Source organism: Azospirillum griseum (genome assembly GCF_003966125.1).
GTDB classification, from domain to species: domain Bacteria; phylum Pseudomonadota; class Alphaproteobacteria; order Azospirillales; family Azospirillaceae; genus Azospirillum; species Azospirillum griseum.
In genome coordinates, this window is record NZ_RXMA01000050.1 from 1 (window position 1) to 19,733 (window position 19,733).

The following is a 19,733-nucleotide window of genomic DNA, read 5'->3' on the forward strand; positions in this document are numbered from 1 at the left end:
ACACGTTTGCGTCCGCGCTATCGCGCCATCTCGCAAAACATCGGGAAAACGTTCCAAACCCGCAAGGCGTCACTCCCCGGAGGGATACTCATGATCCGATCGCCAACCTGTTCCATCTCCGTCGCGACCACCGCCCCGTCGCCGACTATCGGAAGGCCCGCACCCAGGCGTTCCAGGTCTGGGCCGAGGTCACCGGCGCGCCACTGGCGGCGTAGTCCGCAAACCCTGCCGCCCGCCGCGCCCTCGCTCTGCCCGGCTGTCGACAAGTTGACGGTGCCGGCTAGGCTTATGATCGCCATTCAGGCTCATAGCTGAGCACGGCCATGAGCTCGTCCGCCGAGCCGGTTGGGTCGGTCAGGATCGCTTTGGCCGTTGCCACGGTGCCGTCGGGGGCCGAGGCCATGCAAGAGATGATCTTTGCATTCAGTTCCTCGTTCGAGAGTGCATTGAAGCCGAGCGTGCCCCGAGGCCAGAGCATGTCCCTTGCGAGGCAGCGCCCATCGGTTAGGTGGATGACCACCTTATGCGCCAGTCGATTCGTCATCCTCTCGGCCTCCCAGTCCTCCAATAGGTTCATCGACACGAGGCGCGCAAGCGCCCGCGTAGGTGCATCCGCCAGAGCCTGTTCTGTGAAATCGTCCGGGGTGAGCTGCTGGTAGCTGCCGCGCAGCGCGCGAGCCACCGCCCAGTTCATAGAGAACTGGGCTTCCTTGGGTGTATTGGGGTCGGGGTATTTCAAGTTCACAATGTTGGTCATGCCGATAAACGTTTCGACGCGCGTCACCATATCGACGGAGAAATCGTGCTCCAGCAACAGGCCGTGCACCGCGTCCACTGCGCGATGGGTGCTGCCGCAGTTGGCATGCCACTTGATTGCCAGCCCTGAACCGCTGATAGCAGTCGATGCCCCGTCCGCGGGCAGGTCAATGAGTGTCCAATCCGGGGGCCGTGCTCCACTGTACAACTCGCCGAAGCCATCTTTCTTTTCGAGGATTGTACTGCATGCCTGAAGACCCGCCTGAGCCAGATAGACCGCGTTGACTGCGCCCTGCGCCGCCACACCGGCATGGAACGGCTTCGCCTCCGTGCCAAACTGGCCTTTTGGTCCGGCAGCCATTGATGCCGCGAGGGCCAAAGCGTTGACGCAAGCCTCAGGGTTGAGGCGCAGTAGACGGGCGCAAGCGGCCGTCGCTCCGAAGATGCCGACGGACTCCGTGGAATGCCAACCCTTGTTGACGTGGTCCAGCCCCATGGCAACCCCGATCTGGGTGTTGACCTCCACGCCCACGATGAGGGCATCCAACAGATCGCGGCTCGTTGCGTTCCGTCCTTGGCAGATCGCCAGGAGCGCTGGTACGGTCCCGACCGCTGCGTGCAAACCCGCGCCATAGTGCATTTCGTCCAGTTCTTCCCAGTGGCCCCACGTTCCCATGACCAGCGCTGCGGCCTCGTTGCTAGCGGTATGGGGCGTGCCGACGATGCGAGCAGGGCCGCGTCCCTGGTAAGGTTTGAGCACTTTGGCTGTTTGGCGCAATGAACCACCGCTTGCGATACATGCGATGGTGTCAATCAGGAGCTGGCCGGCGGCGACCAGATCTCCGGATTGCCATTGGCCCGAGGTCGAGGCGACCCAGTGGCCCAAGGATTCAGTCGCTCCGGCGTTTTTCTGCGACAAGTTGCGCCCCCTTTTGTGCTTCGCTTTACTTGACGTGTACATAGCTACTCGAACTGGTGCGGATGCCGTTCAGGAAATCATCGACCTCACTCCTGAGGATGGACGCCGATGATGCCAGTTTGGCACACATGTGCAGCACCTTCCTCGCCTCATCCTCGTTGCGTTCCGACGCCCTGGCGACCGCGGAGATTCCACGCGCCGTCTTGTCGGCACCCAATGCGGCCTCATGGGTATTGCGGGCGATCTCGGTGGTGGCCGCGCCCTGCTCCTCGACCGCCGTGGCGACGGCGGAATTCATCCGCTCAAGCGATTGCACCAGGTCGGCGACCGACCTCATCGCCGATCCGGCGTCGCTGCAGCCGCTCTGCACCTCCTCGATCTTGGCACGGATGTCGCGGGTGGCGCGGGATGTCGCCATCGCCAGGCTCTTCACCTCGTTGGCGACCACGGCGAATCCCCTGCCGGCTTCCCCGGCGCGGGCGGCCTCGATGGTGGCGTTCAATGCCAGAACATCCGTCCGGGCGGCGATCTGCTGGATCATCGTGATGATGTCGCCGATCTGCTCGGCCGTCACCACCAGGGACTGGACCCTGCCGTCGCCCTGCAGCACCCCCTCGCTGGCCTGCCGCGACATTTTGTGGGCGCTGCTCATCTGACGGCCGATCTCGTTCACCGTCGCCGCCAACTGGTCGGTTGCGGCGGAAACCGCCTGGACGTTGGCGCTGGAGAGTTCGGAGGCATGGGTCGCCGTCTGCGCTTCGGATTGCGCTTCGCCGGCGACCCGGGCGACGACCAGCGCATGCTGCCGGACCTCTTCGATATGGGTGACCAGGGTTCCGATCACGCTTCCGACCGATTGTTCGAAATGCCGGGCCATCGCCGCCATGGCCTGACGCTTGTCCTGCGCGGCGCGGTGCTCCGCCTCGATCCGTTCCGCCTCCATCATGCGGATCCGCTGCGCATTAGCTTTGAACACCTCGGCCGCGACCGCGATCGACGCGATCTCGTCCTTGCGCGAAAGGCGCGGCACCTCGGTTTCCAGATCGCCTTCGGCCAGCCGCTGCACCACATCGGCCATCTGCCGGATCGGGACCGTGAGCTGGCGGCTGAGCAGGAGCGCCACCCCCCCCAAAGCCACGAGCACCAGTCCGGTCATGGCGACCATGGCGGTCCGCATCCGGTCGGTGGCCTGCAAGGCGGCCCCGGTGGTTTGAGCCGCCAATGTAAAATAGGGCTCCCCACTTACGCTCAACGGCTGATAGGCGATCAGAAGCTGGTTCTGCCAGCCATCCAGGGACGTGCTCACCCCGAATGTCGCTCCCGACGTCGAGGCGGTAAAGACCTCCGCCAAGTCCTTTAGAATGATGCGGTCCTGATCCGCGCGGTCGGTTCCCTCCGGCGCTTTCGAGCGGATCAGCGTGTCCCTGGACATCAACATGGTATCCAGGGGCGAAGAGTCGCTTTCCGTGCCGCCGATCACCGCACCGACCTTGGCGTCCGACATGCGGAACACGATGGCCGCGACCGGCGGCTTCTTTTCCCCGGCCCAGGACGGCGTGTAGACCGGCTGCCCCCAGAAGGCGGAGACCGCCCCGTCACCCACCCGGTAGTCCCGGAATCCGGCGAACGCCTGTTCCCCGCCGGGCGGCAGTTGAAGCGCCTTCCGCGCGATTGCGGCCAGGGCGTCGTTGCCCAGCCCGTCGAGCGACTTCAGGAATCCGTCGGATTTGGTGATCGAGTAGATGATCTTGCCGTCCTGGCGGACGATGTAGGCGTCGGCGATGGCCTGTCCACGCCACATGGGAAGGAATGCCGAATGCAGCCAGGAATGGCGCCAGGCATACAGCGACTCCTTGAACTCCTCCCCGGTGATTTCGGACCGCTTGGCGGGGCCGAGTTTCGGGTCGGCGAACAGCTTTTCGACATCGTCGGCGGAGGAGGAGTCGAAGGCAGCGCTCAGCTCCTCGATTCCCTGGATGACCCCCTCGCTTCTCGCCAGGCTGTCGAGGTTGCGGGCGGTGGAGTCGAACGCGTCCTTCAGCTTGTCGCGCTTTGCCTCCGCAACCAGGGTCAGACGGCTGACCGCAGCGTCGTAGAGGGCGTCACGGCTTTTCACATAGCCCAGGACGCCGATCAGGACGCAGGAGGTAAGGCAGAACAGGACTGCAATCAGCGGAACCTTCACAGCGAGTTTCATGCTGCTTCCCCTTCGGAGCGAAGGACATTCTGGTCTGGTTCGGTTGGAGCCTCCATTGGCTGGAAATTCCAAGTAATGATAAGAATTCGACTGGCTGCATCTGGTCTTTCATGTCACGTCGACCCTTCAGTTCTCATCGAGGAATAAAGGACGGTGGCAGCATCCGCGTTTCGCTCCCGCCAGTGCTGAAACGCGTTGCCGTATGCGGGATAGGTCAGCCGGATTTTCCGAAGCGCCTCCATTTCAAGGGATGAGTCTCCGCAAGTCCGCCTCGCGTCCGTCAGATGCGTGCAGATTGTTTTCCCGCTTGCCCGAAATTCCGCGGTCCAGCCGCAGGTTCAGTCGCGGACACCTGATTGGAGCTGTTGCGGCGGCGATGCCGCGCGGTCCGGCCGAAGCGTCGCCGGCTTCAGAACACCGGGCTGGCCTCGGCTCCGAGTTCGGCCGCCTCGGGGAGACGGCCCTCGAACCAGACGGCGGCGGCGGCACGGGACATGGCGGCACCGTCGTGTCCGATCCCCTGCACCACGACCAGTTTCCAGTTGAATTCAAGGCCGAGCCGTTCGGCTTCGCCCCTGGCGAACGAATACATGAAGCGGGCGCGGGCGTAACGCGTCGGTCCCTGGCGGATCGCGCCGTCCATGACCGGGAGGTTGGGGTCGTCCGTCCGCAGATCCTGGTCGCCGGCGAAGATCACCATGGGATAGGCGAACCAGCGCTTCAAAGCCCGGTGATCGAAACCGAGCCCGCCGAGCCCTTCGGGAAACCGCTGCTCCAAGTTCGGCAGGGTGTACCAGCCGGGATTGGCAGCCATCGCCTCTTCGAACAGCGCGTGGTCCTGAGTCGCCAGCAGACGGTGGACGAACTGGCCGCCGGCCGAATGGCCGAACAGCCGGACCTTGGTCCGGGTGGTTATGCCACCGGCCCGCAGGGCCTCGATGATCCTGCCCGGGATGGAATAGGTCCAATATTCCGGCGCGGCGATCGTGCCGTCCTCCCCGACGATGGAGCCGTCGTTGTAGGTTTCCGCCCCGGGAAACCGTGCATTCGGGAAGGTCGGCGCCACGATCAGGAGGCCGTGCTTTTCGGCGGCGGGGATCCAGAAGTCGCGGTAGGAATCGCCGTTGCGCAGAATGCCGTGCTGGACGATCACGACCGGCCCGTCCGGCCTGTGACCTTCCGGCCGATAGAAGTTGACATCGACCGGTCGGTCCGGATGGAAGCGATCGACGAACGGATGCGTGCTGCGTCCGATGCCGGGGGAAAGAACCGTGGTGATCATACTGACTCCGAAGTGGAATGAAGATGGCAGGCGGCGCTGCGGTCGGGGGAGATTTGGACGAGCGGCGGCCGGACTTCGCGGCAGATCGGCATCGCGTGCTCGCAGCGGGGGTGGAAGGCGCAGCCGGGCGGCGGCGACAGCGCCGACGGCAACTCGCCCTTCAGCGGCGTGAAGGCGCGGCGCCGGCGCGTGACCGCCGACGGGATCGCGCGGATCAGGGCTTGGCTATAGGGATGGGCGGGCTTGGCGAACAGCTCGGCAGCCGTTCCGATCTCGACAATGCGGCCGAGATACATGATGGCGACGCGGTCGCTGATGTGACGGACCACGCCGAGATCGTGGCTGACGAACAGATAGGTCAGGCCGCGGCGTTCCCGCACGTCCATGAACAGGTTGATGACCTGCGCCTGGATCGAGACGTCGAGCGCCGAGACCGGCTCGTCACAGACCAGGAAATCCGGCTCGACCGCCAGCGCGCGGGCGATGCCGATGCGCTGGCGCTGCCCTCCCGAAAACTGGTGCGGATACCGGTCCATGTAGCCCAGATCGAGGCCGACCTCCTTGAGGACCCCCCGCGTCCTCTCCCCGACCTCGTTCTTCGGGACCAGCTTGTGGACCCGAAGCGCCTCGCCGACGAGTTGGCCGACCTTCATGCGGGGATTGAGCGAAGCGTAAGGGTCCTGGAACACCATCTGCACTTTCAGCAGATAGTTCAGCCGGTCCTTGCCCGTCAGCTCGGTGACGGGCCGGCCCTTGTAGAAGACCTCGCCGGCGCTGGGCGGCAGGATGCCGGTCGCCACGCGCGCCAGGGTCGATTTCCCGCACCCGCTTTCCCCGACCAGACCGACCACCTCACCCGCACGGATGCGCAGGGTGACGTCGTCCACGGCCCGCAGGGCCGGCGGCGGGCCGGTACGTCCGAGCGCGGTCACGATGCGCTGGGTCAGCGAGGGCTTGCTCCGAAAGTACCGGCTGACGTCTCGCAGTTCGAAGAATGTTTCGCTCACGCGGCGTCCCTCTGCGGCATGGGGTTGTGGCAGCGGAAACCATGCCGGCCGTCAATCGTCGGCGTGGGATCCTGTTCGGCGCAGATCGACATGGCGCGGTCGCACCGCGTCCTGAACGGGCAGCCTGACGGACGGGCATCGATGCGGGGAGCCATTCCGTTGATCTGGTTCAGGCGCTGGCCGGGCTCCACCATCGCGGCCGAGGAACGGAGCAGCCCAAGCGTATAGGGATGGCGCGACCGGTCTAGCACCTCGTCCACCGGGCCGATCTCGACGATGCGGCCGGAATACATGACGGCGACGCGGTCGGCGAGTTCGGCGACCACCGCCAGATCGTGCGTGATCCAGATCACCGCCGTTCCGCTGTCGCGGGCGAGCTTCTGGACTTCGAACAGGATCTGGCTCTGGATCGTGACGTCCAGCGCCGTCGTCGGCTCGTCGGCGATGATCAGATCCGGGGCGTTGAGCATCGCGGTGGCGATGGCCACCCTCTGGCGCATGCCGCCGGAAAACTCGTGCGGATACTGTCGCAGCCGCGCCTCCGGCAACGAGATTCCGACCCGGACCAGCGCGTCCGCGGCCGCGCGCAGCGCCTCCTGGCGGCCGACGTCGCGGTGCTCCAGGATGGCCTCCGCCATCTGCTCGCCGATGCTCAGCACCGGGTTGAGCGTCATCAGCGGATCCTGGAAGATCATCGCAATGCGGTTGCCGCGCAGGCTGCGCAGCCGCTCCTCCGACGCCAGCCGCAGATCCTCGTTGTTGAACAGCACGCGTCCGGCGATCACCTCGGCGGGCGAGTCCATCAGCTGGACGATGGAGAAGCCGGTGACCGACTTGCCGGAACCGGACTCCCCGACCAGTCCGAGAACCTCTCCGCGCTGGACGGTGAAGTCGATGCCGTCCACTGCGGGCCAAGCGCCGTCGGGCAGGTGGATAACCGTTTTCAGCCCCTGGACGTCGAGCAGCGGGGCGTCCTGCGTGAATTCAGCGTTCATGGGCCACGCACATTGAAGCTGCGGCGAAGGCGATCGCCGAGAAGGTTGAGGGACATCACCAGCAGGACCAGCGCGATACCGGGAAACACCGCGATCCAGTATTGGCCGGACAGCAGGAACTCGAACCCGTTGGCGATCAGCAGCCCGAGCGACGGCTGGGTGACCGGGACGCCGACGCCGAGGAACGACAGGGTGGCTTCCAGCGTGATGGCGCTCGCGACGCTGATCGACGCGACGACCAGGACCGAGCCGATCGAGTTGGGCAGCAGGTGGAACAGCAGGATGTGGCGGGTCGGCAGGCCGAAATTGAGCGCCGCCTCGATATATTCCTTGCGGCGTTCGACCAGCGCCGCGGCGCGCATCAGCCTGGCATATTGCGCCCACTGCACCAGCATGATGGCGACCACCACCTTGTCGACGCCGCGGCCGATCGACGACAGCAGGATCAGGGCGACCAGGATCGACGGGAAGCCCAGCATGAAATCGACGATCCGCATCAGCAGCGCATCGACCGCCCCGCCGAAATGGGCGGCCAGCAGGCCGGCGACCGAACCGATGGCGAGCGCACCGGCGGTGGCGGTCAGACCGACCAGCAGGCTCGTCCGCAGGCCGTAGAGGATGGCGCTCAGCATGTCGCGCCCCTGGGCGTCGGTGCCGAGCCAATAGGTGATCCCGGTCATCCCCGTCTCGCCGGGGGCGAGCCGGTTGTCCATCACGCTGAGCGACGCCAGGTCATAGGGGTTTTGCGGTGTGATAACCGGCGCCAGCAAGGCCAGCAGGACCAGGATCGCGATCGCGATGGCCGCCCCCGACGCCGTCGGCCGGTTCCGGATGTTCCGGAGCACCTGCATCCGCAGCGGCGTATTCGCCTCCGCCGTCTTGGCGAAGGTCTCGATGTCAGCGGTCATGCGGCACCTCCCGTCAACTTCACCCGCGGATCCAGGGCCGCATAGAGGATGTCGACGAGCAGGTTCACCGAGATGAACAGGAAAGTCGCCAGCATCACGTAAGCCACCACCACGGGGCGGTCGAGTTGATAGATCGACTGGATGAGAAGCTTCCCCATGCCGGGCCAGGCGAACACCGTTTCCGTCACCGTCGAAAAGGCGACCAGGCTGCCGAATTCGATGCCCACCACGGTCACCACCGGGATCAGGATGTTGCGGAGCACGTGGCGACCGACGATCCGGCGGGGCCGCACGCCCTTGGCGCGGGCATACTTTACGAACTCCTGGGTCATCAGGTCAGTGGTTCCCGTTGCGACCAGCCGGATCACCAGCGCGACGTTCGGGATCGCCAGATTGAGCGCTGGAAGAACCAGATGCCGCAGCCCGTCGGCAGTGAACAGGCTGGTCCGGATCCCGAGGACCGTCACTGTCTCGCCGCGCTCCGCAGTCGGCAGCCAGCCGAGCAGAACCGAGAAGAGCAGGATCAGCATCATGCCCTTCCAGAAGTTCGGCAGCGAATAGCCGACGACCGTGCAGGCCAGGATGAGGCGCGCCGGCTTCCCATGGGGATCGAGCCCGGCGAACAGCCCGAGCGGAACGCCGACCAGAACCGCCAGGGACAGCGCCAGCAGGACCAGCTCCATGGTCGCCGGCAGCCGGGACAGGATCAGGCCGACCGCCGGCACGCCGTGGGCGAAGGACCTCCCTAGATCGCCGTGCAGCGCGTTCCCCATGAAGGTCAGGTACTGTTGCCAGGCCGGCTGGTCGAGGCCGAGGCGCTGGATCAGCTCCAGACGTTCGGCCGCACCGGCCTGCGGCGGCACCAGCAATTCGATGGGATCGCCGATGCCGTAGACGGAAAAGAACACGGCGACCGAAACGGCGAGCATCACGCCGGCGCTCTGCAACAATCGCTGAAGGATGTAAGTGGCCATCGCTTGTTCAATCCATTGGTCGCAGCCCACTGGTCGCGGCTGCGGACATGAGGTTCATTTCTTCGGCTTGACCGACATCGCCTGAGTGAACTGATCGGTTCGGCCGGTGACCGCAAGGTCGGCCTTGAATGCCCAGATCGAGCTTTCGAAGTGCAGCGGAACGAAAGCCATGTCATCGAGCAGCGTGACGGTGGCCTTCTGTAGCAACTGCGAACGCTTGTCGTCGTCGAACGTTACGATGGCTTCACGGATCAGCCTGTCGAAGACTTCGCTGCTGTAGCCTCCGTAGTTGGCACTGCCGATCGCCAGCGCCTCGTCGGGCGTCGCTGCCCACACCCGCAGGAATTGCGAGGTTTCCCCCGACGTGGAGCCAAAGCCGGCCAGCGCCACCGAAAACTCCCTCTTGGCACGGCGCGGGAAATAGATCGTGCTGGGCATGGCGTCGACTTCGGTCTTGACACCGATCTGCGCCCAGTACTGAGCCACGGCCTGCACGATCTGGCTGTCGTTGACGTACCGGTTGTTGGTCGTTGCCACAGTGATCTGGAAGCCGTTCGGATAGCCGGCCTCCGCCAGAAGCTTTCGGCTGGCGGCGGGATCGTAGGTCAGCTTGGCCGGGTTCGGCAGGGTCCCGAACATGCCGACCGGCATGAACTGGTAGGCTGCTTCCGCGCTGCCGTCCATCAGACGCTTGATGATGGTGTCGCGGTCGATCGCCAGCGACAGCGCCTTGCGAACCCGAACATCCTGAAGCGGGTTCCTGCCGTCCGCGGCCTTCACCGCCGGACTCTTCTCCCGCCCGACGTCGAGCTGCAGGATGATTGCCCGCGCTGAAGGAGTCACGATATAGCTGAAACGCTTATCGTTGCGGATGCGGCCGAGATCGCGCGCCGCCGGGTTTTCGATGACGTCGTAGTCACCCGCCAGCAGACCGGCAAACCGGGGTCCGGTGCTGGTCACCGGCAGCAGCTGCACCGCCGCCCAGGGCTCCGCCTCTCCCCAATAGGTCGGGTTGCGTTCCAGGTCGATGGCGGAGCCATGGACATAGGATTTCAGTTTGTACGGGCCTGTGCCGACCGCGGCGGTGCCGTCGTTGAAGTTTCCGACGACCGGCCAGGGCCCGGTGACGCCGCACTCCCTCCCCAGATCGTAGGTGATCTTGCCGTGCGGAACGATGGAAGCGGACAGGATCGCTATGTCAGAGAGATAGTTCGGCAATAGCGGTTCGGGTTGCAGGGTTTCAATCGCGAGGGTGTGGTCGTCAACCGCGGTGACCGATGCGAAATTCGCTGTTACCCGGCCGAACGACGCTGTAACCTTGGTTTCATTGCGCTGTAGGCGGCAGAAGGTGAAAATCACGTCGTCGGCGGTGAAGGGAGCACCGTTGGAGAAGGAAACGCCCTGGCGCAGCTTGAACGTCCAACGGTTCCTTCCGTCGTTTTCCCAGGTCTTCGCCAAAGCCGGCTGCAGGCGCTGCTTCTCGTCCTGCTCCACCAAGGACGAGAAAAGGTGGGTCGCCAAGGCATTGTTGGGTGTGACGTTGTGATAGTGGGGGTCCACCGCCGTCGGTTCGGCGGACAGCGCGATCCGCAGGGTCTGCGACCAAGCCGAGCCGCCGGACAGACCGATCGATAGGAGACAGGCAAACGCGACAGTTGGGACGTTCATGGGGGTGCACATTGGATTTTCCATTCCCTGTCGGATGGATTTGACGTCATTTTTTTCATCTCGATGATGAGGTGAAAAAATCTTGCCGTCAACAAAAATGATGGTCGCCCGGTCGACCGGGGCGCCGCCCCGGACTGGAGGCCTGGACGGGAGGCCCGCGGAGAAAGCGACCCGCGGCGGGCTGGCGACACGCCGCGGGTCCCTCATGAGCGCTTAGAAGACCAGGACCGAGCGCACCATGACCACATGGCCCTTGTCGTCGCGGTCGAGTGCGGCCGTGCTCTGGTCGGACTCCGCGGTGAAGTAATTGTACTGGGTGCCGATCTGGAGACCCGGAGCCAGCTGATAGAAGAAGCCCGCGTCATAGAGATTGAGCGTCCGCGCCCCGCTGGCGGTCAGGCTACCGGCGTCCTTGCCGCGCTGGAATCCCGCGCCGGCGACCCATGGACCGGCCTTGTACTGGGCACCGAGGTGCCAGACGCCGCCGCTTTCGCGCCGAACCCCCGCAGCCTTCGACTGGCCGGACTGCCCATGGCTGAGATAGGCACCGCCGAACGACCAGGCGCCGTAGCCGATATGGCCGCCCACCGTCCAGACCTGCAGGTCCTTGAAACCGGCCGCGTTGGCGCTGCTCGGCGCGGCGTCGCCGAACACGTATTCGGCGCTCGCCTTGACGAACCAGTCATCCCACTTGCCGTCATAGACCGCCGCCAGCTCGACGATGTCGGTGAACAGCGTCTGATAGCCCGTCGTTCCTACGGTCGTGCTTTTCACCCGGTTGACGTCGGTGTTGGAACTGTCGGAACGCGGCGTGTAGGTCACGATCCCCTGAAGGCCGGCGAATTTCGGCGTGAAGTAATTGATCTGTGTCGACGTGCCGTTGGCGGAGGGATAACGCAGGCTCAACGTGCTGAAGCCTAGCGTGTTGCCGGCATCGGTTCCGCTGACCGTCCGGCCCGACACCGTCTGGGGACGGATGTAGGACACGCCCTCGTCGGTGAGGGTCAGGAGCTGGTAATCCATCGGCGCCTGATAGCTGAGCAGCGTCGTCGCACCATAGGCGCCGGTGATGCCCGCCTGCACCGTTCCGAAGCCGCCCTGGACGAAGAGAAAGGCGCGGTCGGCATCGTTGGTGCGGGCATTGGAAGCGGCGCGCAGCCGGAGCCGCGCGCCATATTCCAAACCGTTGTCGGCCTTGGCTGTCGAGGTGATGAGCAGCCGGAAACGATTGGACATCTCGGTACTGCGCAGGCCCGCGTCCTTGTCCTGGCTGACAAAGGCCCACTCGGCGAAGACGTCGCCGCCGACCTTCACCTCGAAGCTTGCCCCGCTCGCGGCGCTCAAAGAAATCGGCAACGATACCAATGACAAGGCAAGCCCCTTGAGCACGCCGAAATACAGATTTCGCATGTTTCCTCCTGTTGAATAGGCAAGGGCACGATGATTGCCAAAGGAACGGGCGGGCCGGCAGCATTCAAGCTGCTCCGGCTTGGGAGGGAGGAATTTGGAAATAAATCCGACAGACTTCCGAAGAGGATGTCCGGCCGCCTGGCGGCATTTCACCGGATAGGAACCGAGGAGATCAATACCCCCACACAATCCACCGAATTTTCAAATATCCATGCGATAACGGCGATTGGACACCGCATCACAGTCGACTGTCCTGTTGGTTGGGTATCAGGTCATATTTGCATTGATGCGCCCGTCCCCAGTCGGGTAAATTCGCAGCGAGCCACTTGACAGCAGAATTTTCATAAACATATTTCAACGAAAAAATCTTCCCGTCAACCGGAAAGTTCGCCATGAGCAACTCTTTGATGCCGCAAACCGACGTTGCGAACCGGATCACCCAGGCCTATCCGACGTTCAGCAGCGGCAATCGACGGGCGGCGGATTACGTGCTGCGCAATCCGCTCGAAGTGGTCGCCATGTCGATCGAGGGTTTGGCGGAGCACAGCGGTACGTCCAGCGCAACCATCACCCGGTTCGTCCGGACGTTGGGCTATGCGAGTTACAGCGAGTTCAGGGCTGCGCTCGCGTCGGCATTGCGGCACACGATGGCACCGGTGGACAGTTTCGCCGACACGCGTACGGCGGCCGGCGGCCCCTTCGCTACGTTCGCCGCAGCCTTGGCAATGCAGGCTAACAATCTTCAGTCGACGCGGGACACGCTGGAGGAACCCACGGTCACCGGCGCTATAGAGGTGCTGCTCAACGCACGCCGGATCTATCTGGCCGGTTCCGGAGCCAGCTATCACATCGCCTCATATCTCGAGGATGGCTTGGCACTTTATCTCAATGCCGCCGTCATCTTCGGCGGCGCGCGCGGCGATCCACAGCGGGCGGTCAGGCACATGATGTCGGCGGGGGCCGAAGATGTGGTCCTGGCCGTTTCGATCCCACGCTATGCCCGCTCGACGGTCGATCTCTGCACGTTTGCCAAGAAGCGCGGAGCGACCTTGGTGGCCTTGACCGATGTACCCACCTCGCCGCTCGCCCGGATCGCCGATATCTGCCTGTACACGCCGGCGCGCGCCTTGCTGCTGCCCAACACTCCGACTGCCGCTTTCGCCGTTGCCGACGCCCTGATCACCACCGTCGCACGGGAACGCCCCGAAGCCGTGGAAAACTTGAAGAACCTCAGCGAGAACCGGTTCTGGACCTTCCAGGAGTAGGGAAGGGTGTACTTTCCGGAATGCCGGTTCGTTAACACGGCCGCAGTTTGAGAAAACTGCGGATAGACCAGCGTTGCGGCGGTGGTGGCAGCGGCAGGTCGGCGATGGCGTGGCAGGCGCAACGCGGCACGCAACCGCTCTGAAAGGCGTGGAAAGGCATCGTCAACTTGTCGACAGCCGGGCAGAGCGAGGGCGCGGCGGGCGGTGATGGGGGAGAACCCGAGCGAATTCACGGGCGACGACCGTCGTCCGGTGGACAACGTCATTTGGAATGACGTTCAGGGCTTCCTGACACGGCTGAACGCGCGGGTTCCGGGTCTTGATTTGAGCCTGCCGACGGAGGCGCAATGGGAGCACGCCTGCCGGGCGGGAACGACGACACCCTTCAGCTTCGGTGCCACGGTCACGCCGGAGCAGGTGAATTATGACGGGAATTCTCCGTATGCCGACGGCCACAAGGGGCTGTACCGGGTAAGCACGGTTGCGGTTGGGAGCCTGCCGCCGAACGCGTGGGGGCTGTACGAGATGCACGGCAATCTGTGGGAATGGTGCGCCGACGGGGTGCGGGACTATACGGCCGAGGCGGAAACTGACCCGCGCGGCCCGGAGAGCGCCAAGCGCGTCCTTCGCGGCGGGTCCTGGCTCAGCTTCGCGCGGAACGCCCGCGCCGCGTGCCGCAATTGGTCGCTCCCGGATGTCCGCTACGACGACATTGGCTTTCGGTGCGCCCGAGTTCAGGCTGGGAATCAGGCCAGCCCGGAGGACGCAGCGGAGCCGACGGCCCCGGCGTTGCCCCGGCTGGCGGAGCGCCGGGGAACGCAGGGGGCGGCGGGCGGAGCGGTCCTGCGCGTGGCCTCTGGGTCGGGCGGGGTCGCCCGCTGCCCATGGCCCCCGGCCCCGGTCGTCCGCATCCGCACGGATCGCGAGGAGCTGCGCGTCGACCGGATCACGCGGCCCGCGTGGGCTGACGCGCTGGGCCGCGACCGTTTCGGCCTGTGGACGGAGATCGTGGTGGAGCCGGAGGGAGGCGGGGAGTCCGTCACCCAGCGTCTGCGCTGGATTCCGCCGGGCCGGTTTCTGATGGGCTCGCCGGAGGATGAACCGGAGCATTACGAGGATGAAGGGCCGCAGCATTTGGTGACGATCAGCCGGGGCTATTGGCTGTTCGACACGCCCTGCACGCAGGCGCTGTGGCAGGCGGTGATGGGGGAGAATCCAAGTCGTTTCCAGTCGCCTGACCTCACGACAACCGACCGTCCGGTGGAGACGGTGAGCTGGAACGACGCCCAGGAATTCCTCGGTCGGATCAACGAACGGATTCCCGGTCTGGACCTGACGCTGCCGACGGAGGCGCAATGGGAACATGCCTGCCGCGCGGGAGCCACCACGGCGCTGCACAGCGGCGACATCGCCATCCTGGGCGAAAACAACGCCCCGGCGCTGGATCCGATCGCGTGGTATGGCGGGAACAGCGGTGTCGGCTTCGATCTGGACAATGGTGTGGACAGCACGGGTTGACCGGAGAAGCAGCACCCGCATGAGACAGCGGGGACGCGCCCGGTCGGTCGCAAGCGCCCGAACCCCTGGGGCCTGCATGACACGCTGGGGAATGTCTGGGAGTGGTGCGCGGATGGGCAGCGGACCTACACGCCCCAGCCGGAAACCGACCCGCGCGGCCCGGACAGCGCCGACGCCTGGCGCGTCCTTCGCGGCGGGTCCTGGATCGACAACGCGCGGAGCGCCCGTGCCGCGTGCCGCGTGCCGCGTTTGGGTCCGCCCGGTTGACCGCTTCGTCCGCATTGGCTTTCGGTGCGCCCGAGTTCAGGCGTGACCGGCAAGCCAGGGGGAAGCGTCGGCGGGCTTGCCCCTTGGTCGCCCCAAGCGGAGCGGCCATGGGGCGAGAGCGCCGACGCGGTCGGGGCCAGGACCATCAAGGCCCCCCGCAGGGGTCGCGGAAATCAGGGTTCCGGGAACGCTCATCGGCATGGCATCATGGCCCGACCTGTGAGAACGCAGAACCCAACAGAGTTTCCCCCGGGACCGCGTCGAACGGGGTCTTTGTCGCGGTGGCCAAGCCCCGCGCGGTCTGCCCGCACCGGTCGTCTGTCCCGGATGGGCTGGGTCGGTGCCGGACCGTTCCCCCCTGGACACGCTGGTTCTGGGGGGCCGAAATCGCTTGCGCCTGAGTCCGGCGATGCTGAAGAATCACCCATGCGCACCAGCGCGGGCGTCCTTTTCCCAACGTCTCTGAACCCACGTTCCACGTCGCGGACCATCGTGATGCTGCCTGACCTCCTGGCCGCCGAGCGCAAGCTTGCCCGGTTCGACGAACGGCTCCTGGCCGATCCCGAGCGGCGTCATCGCTGGCGTCATGACCACGCCCGCCGCGCGGCACTCGCCGCCGCCACCCTGGGCGGTCGGATCGCCGATCCGGACGCGTTTCTGTTGATGCTGGCCGATCCGTCACGATGCGATCCGGACGCCGCCTGGGTGCACACGGCCTGGACGCTGGCCACCGCGCTGCAGGGGCCGGTCTACCGGCTTGATCCCTCGATCCGGGGGCGGGAGTCGCCAAGGCTTGATCCACGGATTGGGCGCGAGCGCCGCCGCCGGTTGCTCACCGCTCTTGGTCAGACGGAGGAGGGGACGGACACCGTTCCGCCCGTCGCCCCGCGCCCGCCGGACTCCCAAGGGCTGGCCAAGTCGGCAGCGGCGCTGATGGCGCAGACACGCGCGCTTCTGGCCAACGCTGAGAATCTTCTCAGCCCGCAGGATGAGACCGGCGACCCTGACGGAGAGGATCCCCGCGCGCCGGACGTACCACTCTCCGCATGGACGGTTGACTGGTGCGACGAACTCCAGCAGCGGTGGGCCGAAGGGTTGGGAGGCCGTGCGCAACCGCTGACCCAACCCCAGCGCGAGGCCGTGGAGACAACGCTCCAGGAGGTCGAGGCCGCCTTGTTGGACGCGCCGGGTTTGCTTGGCGTGGCGCGGGCCATGCGCGTGCTGCTCACCGCGCCAGAAGCCGCCCATCCAAGGCGGCGCGTGGCTCCGACCGATGACAAAAGCGCGGTGGCGCGGGCGCTGGTGGAGCGTGACCGGGGGGAACCCGGGTTGTGGACGCTGCTGGCGTGGCTCGGCAGCGGAACCCTTGTGGAACGCGCCTGCGGCCTGCAAGCGGGCATCGCGCCCAGCGTGGCCCCGGTTCTGGCCCGGGATCGGACCGGCTTTCGCCTGGCGCTTGAACGAGACGGGCAGGGCTGGGAACGCTGGCTGCTGTCCGCGACCGGCGAGCTGATCGTGATGGAGATGGAGCGGAGCGCGGCCCTGGACCGTGTGCACAGCGGCTGGGAAGAGCAGCTTGGCCTTGCCGGACGGCGTGGCACCTCGCGTCTTCCCGCTGTGCTCCACTGGCTGCACCAGCAACCGGCCTACACCACCGCTGTGATGGAGCGAACGTTGGGCAGGGCGGCGCAATTGAGCCGACGCGGCGTCTACCTGCTCGCCGCCGAGCTGCGCGATGCGGGTGTGGTGCGCGAAGCGCCGACAGGCGACCCCAGAGGCGGCTCCTGGGAGGTGGAAAAGCTGTGGATCGCCTCGGCGCTGACACCGCAACGGCGGTGATCGGGCGCGGTCAGGGACGACCGCCCCCGCCGCCACAGCATCCCGACCGTCTGCCGTCGTGCAATCCCGCTCAGGTGGGGATTGCGGCAGCGCACGCGTTCGACAGCGCGCGCGCCTGTTGGATGATGCTTTCAAGGTCGGTCGTGGCAGGATCCATCGTCGCGATCCGATCCACGAGTGCCTGCAGGTCGGCTGGATCCCGATACTCACCGCCATTGGCCGAATGCCACGTCGAATGGACATACTCGGCGTCGCCCTGCACGTCGACCAGCGCATGGGTGACTTCGTCAGAACCCTGGTGCATAATTGCGGCTAGTAGTTGATGTAACTAGAATATACTTCCTAGGGAAGTTGAATGCATCACCAATAATCATGCGACGCTTGGCCTAGACACTCTGATCAATAGGCATTATTTTTCAGATGTGGGTACTTATGCTCAAGGAAATCTATATCATAGCCAAGATTTGCTCGTTGTCGCACGCAGCTCGCATGATTGCCCTTCGCGAACATGTCCCGAGACATAGCGTGCCATGATGGAGCGCTGGGATTGGTGGGGTCCACCGCGGCCAGCAAATGGTACATGACGGCCCTCATGACGGACGAAATATGATACTCTCTGCTTCCCAGGAATGATGGTCGGCATCTTTCCATTTCTTTGGAATGCAGATTTAGATTGTATAAAGCAGCAATGGCTGCTTTTCGTGCCAAGTTCCTGTCTCCTTGTCCGGATTCTCCGTTGGCCCAAAATGCCTCTGCCCGGAGGAGAGAAACGTAGAACCGCAGCGTCAAGATTTCCAGCTTCGGCAAGCACCCCTCGTTCTTGCTGAGTTGCGTTTCAAGACGACCCAATACCTCCAGAGCTTGTGAGCGTTTGCCCATATTGAGAAGGAAACAGGCTTCGCATCGAAGCCCCCCGCATTGAAAGGAAGCGCCTCCTTCTGACGATCCTAGCCTTGAGTATGCTTCAACAAATCGGGCTGCCGCGTCCTCTGAGCGCAAGCCCACCATTGTATAATGCGATGCGTCCGCAACAAGGGTCACGCCAGAAACGCTATCTAAGATTGCGCTTTGAATCCGCTTGCTCGCACTTTGTTCCAATACAGGAAGTATCCTAGAGAAGGATTCACTGGCTTCTGCCATTCCGCGTGTATGAGCGAGGTTGACGGCCGCCGAATAAAGGAGGCGCACTCCATCCGGCCCAAGCCCTTCAAGGGGCATTGGCAGGAGGGCATCATTCACAACTTGCGCCAGCGTTGTCGCTCTTAGAACGCCTCCTCCATCCGACCAGTGAACGTCAAGCAGAGGACGCACTACCTCCTCAAGGTCGGAAAGGGACATACTGCCTATCCAGCGCGGAAGTTCCTTGATAAGCTGGTTAAAGTCATTGAGCGCCCCTGCGCCATGGGAGAATAATACAATTCCTTGCACGCCTTCCTGCACTTTCACCAAATAATCAGCGGCACCTTTATGTTTTCTCTTGTTCCGACCATCTCGCGGCGACCGCCCTACATTTCCGATTTCATTGCGGAGTCTTATGATCTCGTCAGCGCGATCCGCAACACTCTGTAGACCCCGACATATTGCCCAGGACCTGATGTTTTTCGCCTGAAAAAGCTCCGGCTTGCTTCCTCGCTGTACCGCTTTATGGAAATCGCGCGGCTCAAAGGTTTCCGGCAGCGGGAGGTCCGGGGCACCGTTAAACAGAACCGAGAAGAATTGATCCTCCGATAGAACCGCTGGCACAAGGGATTGCTTCAGGGACGTAAACTCGGAAACGAGCTGCTGCCCGACAGGCGTGAGGCTAACTGCCGTCGCGCGGCCTCGCACGTCAACTTTGGGTCCAGGCGCTTTGTCAAGGGACAAAATCAGCTCTCCGTTTGGGCCAGCCAACGACGATTTTCCGCTCCAGTTGCGAGCCTCATTCCAGACGACCATGCGCCATCCATGATGCCCAAGGAGGTTGCAATGGCCAACTCGATTCTCGTCGGTGACACACTCGCCCATATTCCTGTCAGCATTGTCTACTTGGGCATTGGCATCCTCGCCCTTGCCGAGGCTGTGCACAAAGTCCGGCAAATGGACCTGTTCTCAGGCTATGCCGCCGCAGCTCACGCTACGCTTGCCATTCTCTTGGCTGCGATCCATCAGTTTGGTTCCCATTGATACGCTTCCGCCCCCATCCACTGACCTTGGCGCCCCGTGCATCCGCGTTGTCGGGGAACGCCGCGACCTGTCAATCGGCTTCCAATTTCCAGCCACGGTTGCGGTTGCAGAACCTGTTGTCCAGGGAGTCCACGGGAAGGTCCCGCGCGCGCCGCGGAGTGCCCTCATGGCTGACGCAGCGGCGCGCGTGGGAGGGGCCTGTGGGCCCCCCTGGGCAACGGACGGGGGGAAGGCTTTGGATCAGGAGCGGTTCTTGAACCGCCAGCTCTCGTTGCCGGTTTCCAGGATGTCGCAGTGGCCTGCTGCCGGTTTGGTGGACACCGGGATAAGCTCGTTCAGGCTACCCTAGCCCGGATAATTCACCAGAGCTGAAGGCGTGGCGGCGGGCGCGAGGTTAAGCGGCTGAATTCGTGTATGATTCTGGTACTGAAACAGTCTCACCACGGATCAACGGAGTTCACGCCCGCCATGGCCGAGTGAGGTGATGTGGTGGACGGCCCTTTCACCGGGGAATGGTGTCAAGCTGAGGTCGTTGAAGAAACCACCTTGCAGGAGCGGCTGATGA

General features: G+C 64.2%; 16 protein-coding genes and 1 pseudogene. 6 read left to right on the plus strand and 11 right to left on the minus strand.

The window, feature by feature from the left end; translation table 11 throughout:
- A partial coding sequence (locus EJ903_RS27450) for a hypothetical protein (protein WP_425455521.1) occupies positions 1-215 on the plus strand: 215 nt, incomplete at its 5' end.
- A gap of 71 nt (positions 216-286) precedes the next feature.
- Here the strand turns inward: EJ903_RS27450 and EJ903_RS25140 are convergent.
- The 9 genes from EJ903_RS25140 to EJ903_RS25180 all read right to left on the minus strand — a co-directional run bounded on the left by EJ903_RS25140 (position 287) and on the right by EJ903_RS25180 (position 12,116).
- Positions 287-1,675 (minus strand): MmgE/PrpD family protein, encoded by a 1,389-nt coding sequence (locus EJ903_RS25140; protein WP_158628008.1) that lies wholly within the window; start codon positions 1,673-1,675, stop codon positions 287-289.
- 25 nt (positions 1,676-1,700) lie between these two features.
- The gene (locus tag EJ903_RS25145) at positions 1,701-3,872 is read right to left on the minus strand and encodes a methyl-accepting chemotaxis protein (protein WP_126620626.1); all 2,172 of its coding nucleotides are present in this window, start codon (positions 3,870-3,872) and stop codon (positions 1,701-1,703) included.
- Positions 3,873-4,281: 409 nt separating this feature from the next.
- Positions 4,282-5,154, minus strand: coding sequence for an alpha/beta hydrolase family protein (locus EJ903_RS25150; protein ID WP_126620627.1), 873 nt, complete (start codon positions 5,152-5,154; stop codon positions 4,282-4,284).
- Positions 5,151-6,161 carry an ABC transporter ATP-binding protein gene (locus EJ903_RS25155; protein ID WP_126620628.1) on the minus strand — a complete coding sequence of 337 codons (1,011 nt, stop codon included), beginning with the start codon at positions 6,159-6,161 and terminating at the stop codon, positions 5,151-5,153. The genes EJ903_RS25150 and EJ903_RS25155 overlap by 4 nt, the downstream gene beginning before the upstream one ends.
- The gene (locus EJ903_RS25160) at positions 6,158-7,156 is read right to left on the minus strand and encodes an ABC transporter ATP-binding protein (protein ID WP_126620629.1); all 999 of its coding nucleotides are present in this window, start codon (positions 7,154-7,156) and stop codon (positions 6,158-6,160) included. Before EJ903_RS25160 ends, EJ903_RS25155 begins: the two co-directional genes overlap by 4 nt.
- Positions 7,153-8,064, minus strand: coding sequence for an ABC transporter permease (locus EJ903_RS25165; protein ID WP_126620630.1), 912 nt, complete (start codon positions 8,062-8,064; stop codon positions 7,153-7,155). Before EJ903_RS25165 ends, EJ903_RS25160 begins: the two co-directional genes overlap by 4 nt.
- Positions 8,061-9,038, minus strand: a complete 978-nt coding sequence (locus tag EJ903_RS25170; RefSeq protein WP_126620631.1) for an ABC transporter permease — start codon at positions 9,036-9,038, stop codon at positions 8,061-8,063. The genes EJ903_RS25165 and EJ903_RS25170 overlap by 4 nt, the downstream gene beginning before the upstream one ends.
- A 54-nt stretch (positions 9,039-9,092) precedes the next feature.
- Complete coding sequence (locus EJ903_RS25175; protein WP_126620632.1) at positions 9,093-10,706, minus strand: ABC transporter substrate-binding protein; 1,614 nt, start codon at positions 10,704-10,706, stop codon at positions 9,093-9,095.
- 213 nt (positions 10,707-10,919) lie between these two features.
- Entirely contained in the window at positions 10,920-12,116 is a 1,197-nt protein-coding gene (locus tag EJ903_RS25180; RefSeq protein WP_126620633.1) for a porin, read from the minus strand.
- Positions 12,117-12,508: 392 nt separating this feature from the next.
- Between EJ903_RS25180 and EJ903_RS25185 the strand changes: the two genes are divergently transcribed.
- From EJ903_RS25185 to EJ903_RS25200, 4 genes and pseudogenes are all read left to right on the plus strand, one after another.
- Positions 12,509-13,381, plus strand: coding sequence for a MurR/RpiR family transcriptional regulator (locus EJ903_RS25185; protein WP_126620634.1), 873 nt, complete (start codon positions 12,509-12,511; stop codon positions 13,379-13,381).
- 84 nt (positions 13,382-13,465) lie between these two features.
- The gene (locus EJ903_RS27455) at positions 13,466-14,899 is read left to right on the plus strand and encodes a formylglycine-generating enzyme family protein (RefSeq protein ID WP_210211559.1); all 1,434 of its coding nucleotides are present in this window, start codon (positions 13,466-13,468) and stop codon (positions 14,897-14,899) included.
- A 36-nt stretch (positions 14,900-14,935) separates the two neighbouring features.
- Positions 14,936-15,166 (plus strand): annotated as a pseudogene (locus EJ903_RS28190) (formylglycine-generating enzyme family protein); the annotation flags it as partial.
- A gap of 495 nt (positions 15,167-15,661) precedes the next feature.
- Complete coding sequence (locus EJ903_RS25200) at positions 15,662-17,005, plus strand: hypothetical protein (protein WP_126620635.1); 1,344 nt, start codon at positions 15,662-15,664, stop codon at positions 17,003-17,005.
- Positions 17,006-17,075: 70 nt separating this feature from the next.
- On the opposite strand, the gene EJ903_RS25205 is transcribed toward EJ903_RS25200, so the two are convergent.
- Positions 17,076-17,309: a hypothetical protein gene (locus tag EJ903_RS25205; RefSeq protein ID WP_126620636.1), complete on the minus strand. Its 234-nt coding sequence runs from the start codon at positions 17,307-17,309 to the stop codon at positions 17,076-17,078.
- 95 nt (positions 17,310-17,404) lie between these two features.
- The gene (locus EJ903_RS25210) at positions 17,405-18,940 is read right to left on the minus strand and encodes a hypothetical protein (protein WP_126620637.1); all 1,536 of its coding nucleotides are present in this window, start codon (positions 18,938-18,940) and stop codon (positions 17,405-17,407) included.
- A 30-nt stretch (positions 18,941-18,970) separates the two neighbouring features.
- On the opposite strand from EJ903_RS25210, the gene EJ903_RS25215 reads away from it, so the two are divergent.
- On the plus strand, positions 18,971-19,168 hold the full coding sequence (locus EJ903_RS25215; protein ID WP_126620638.1) for a hypothetical protein: 198 nt from the start codon (positions 18,971-18,973) through the stop codon (positions 19,166-19,168).
- The last annotated feature ends 565 nt before the right edge of the window (positions 19,169-19,733 follow it).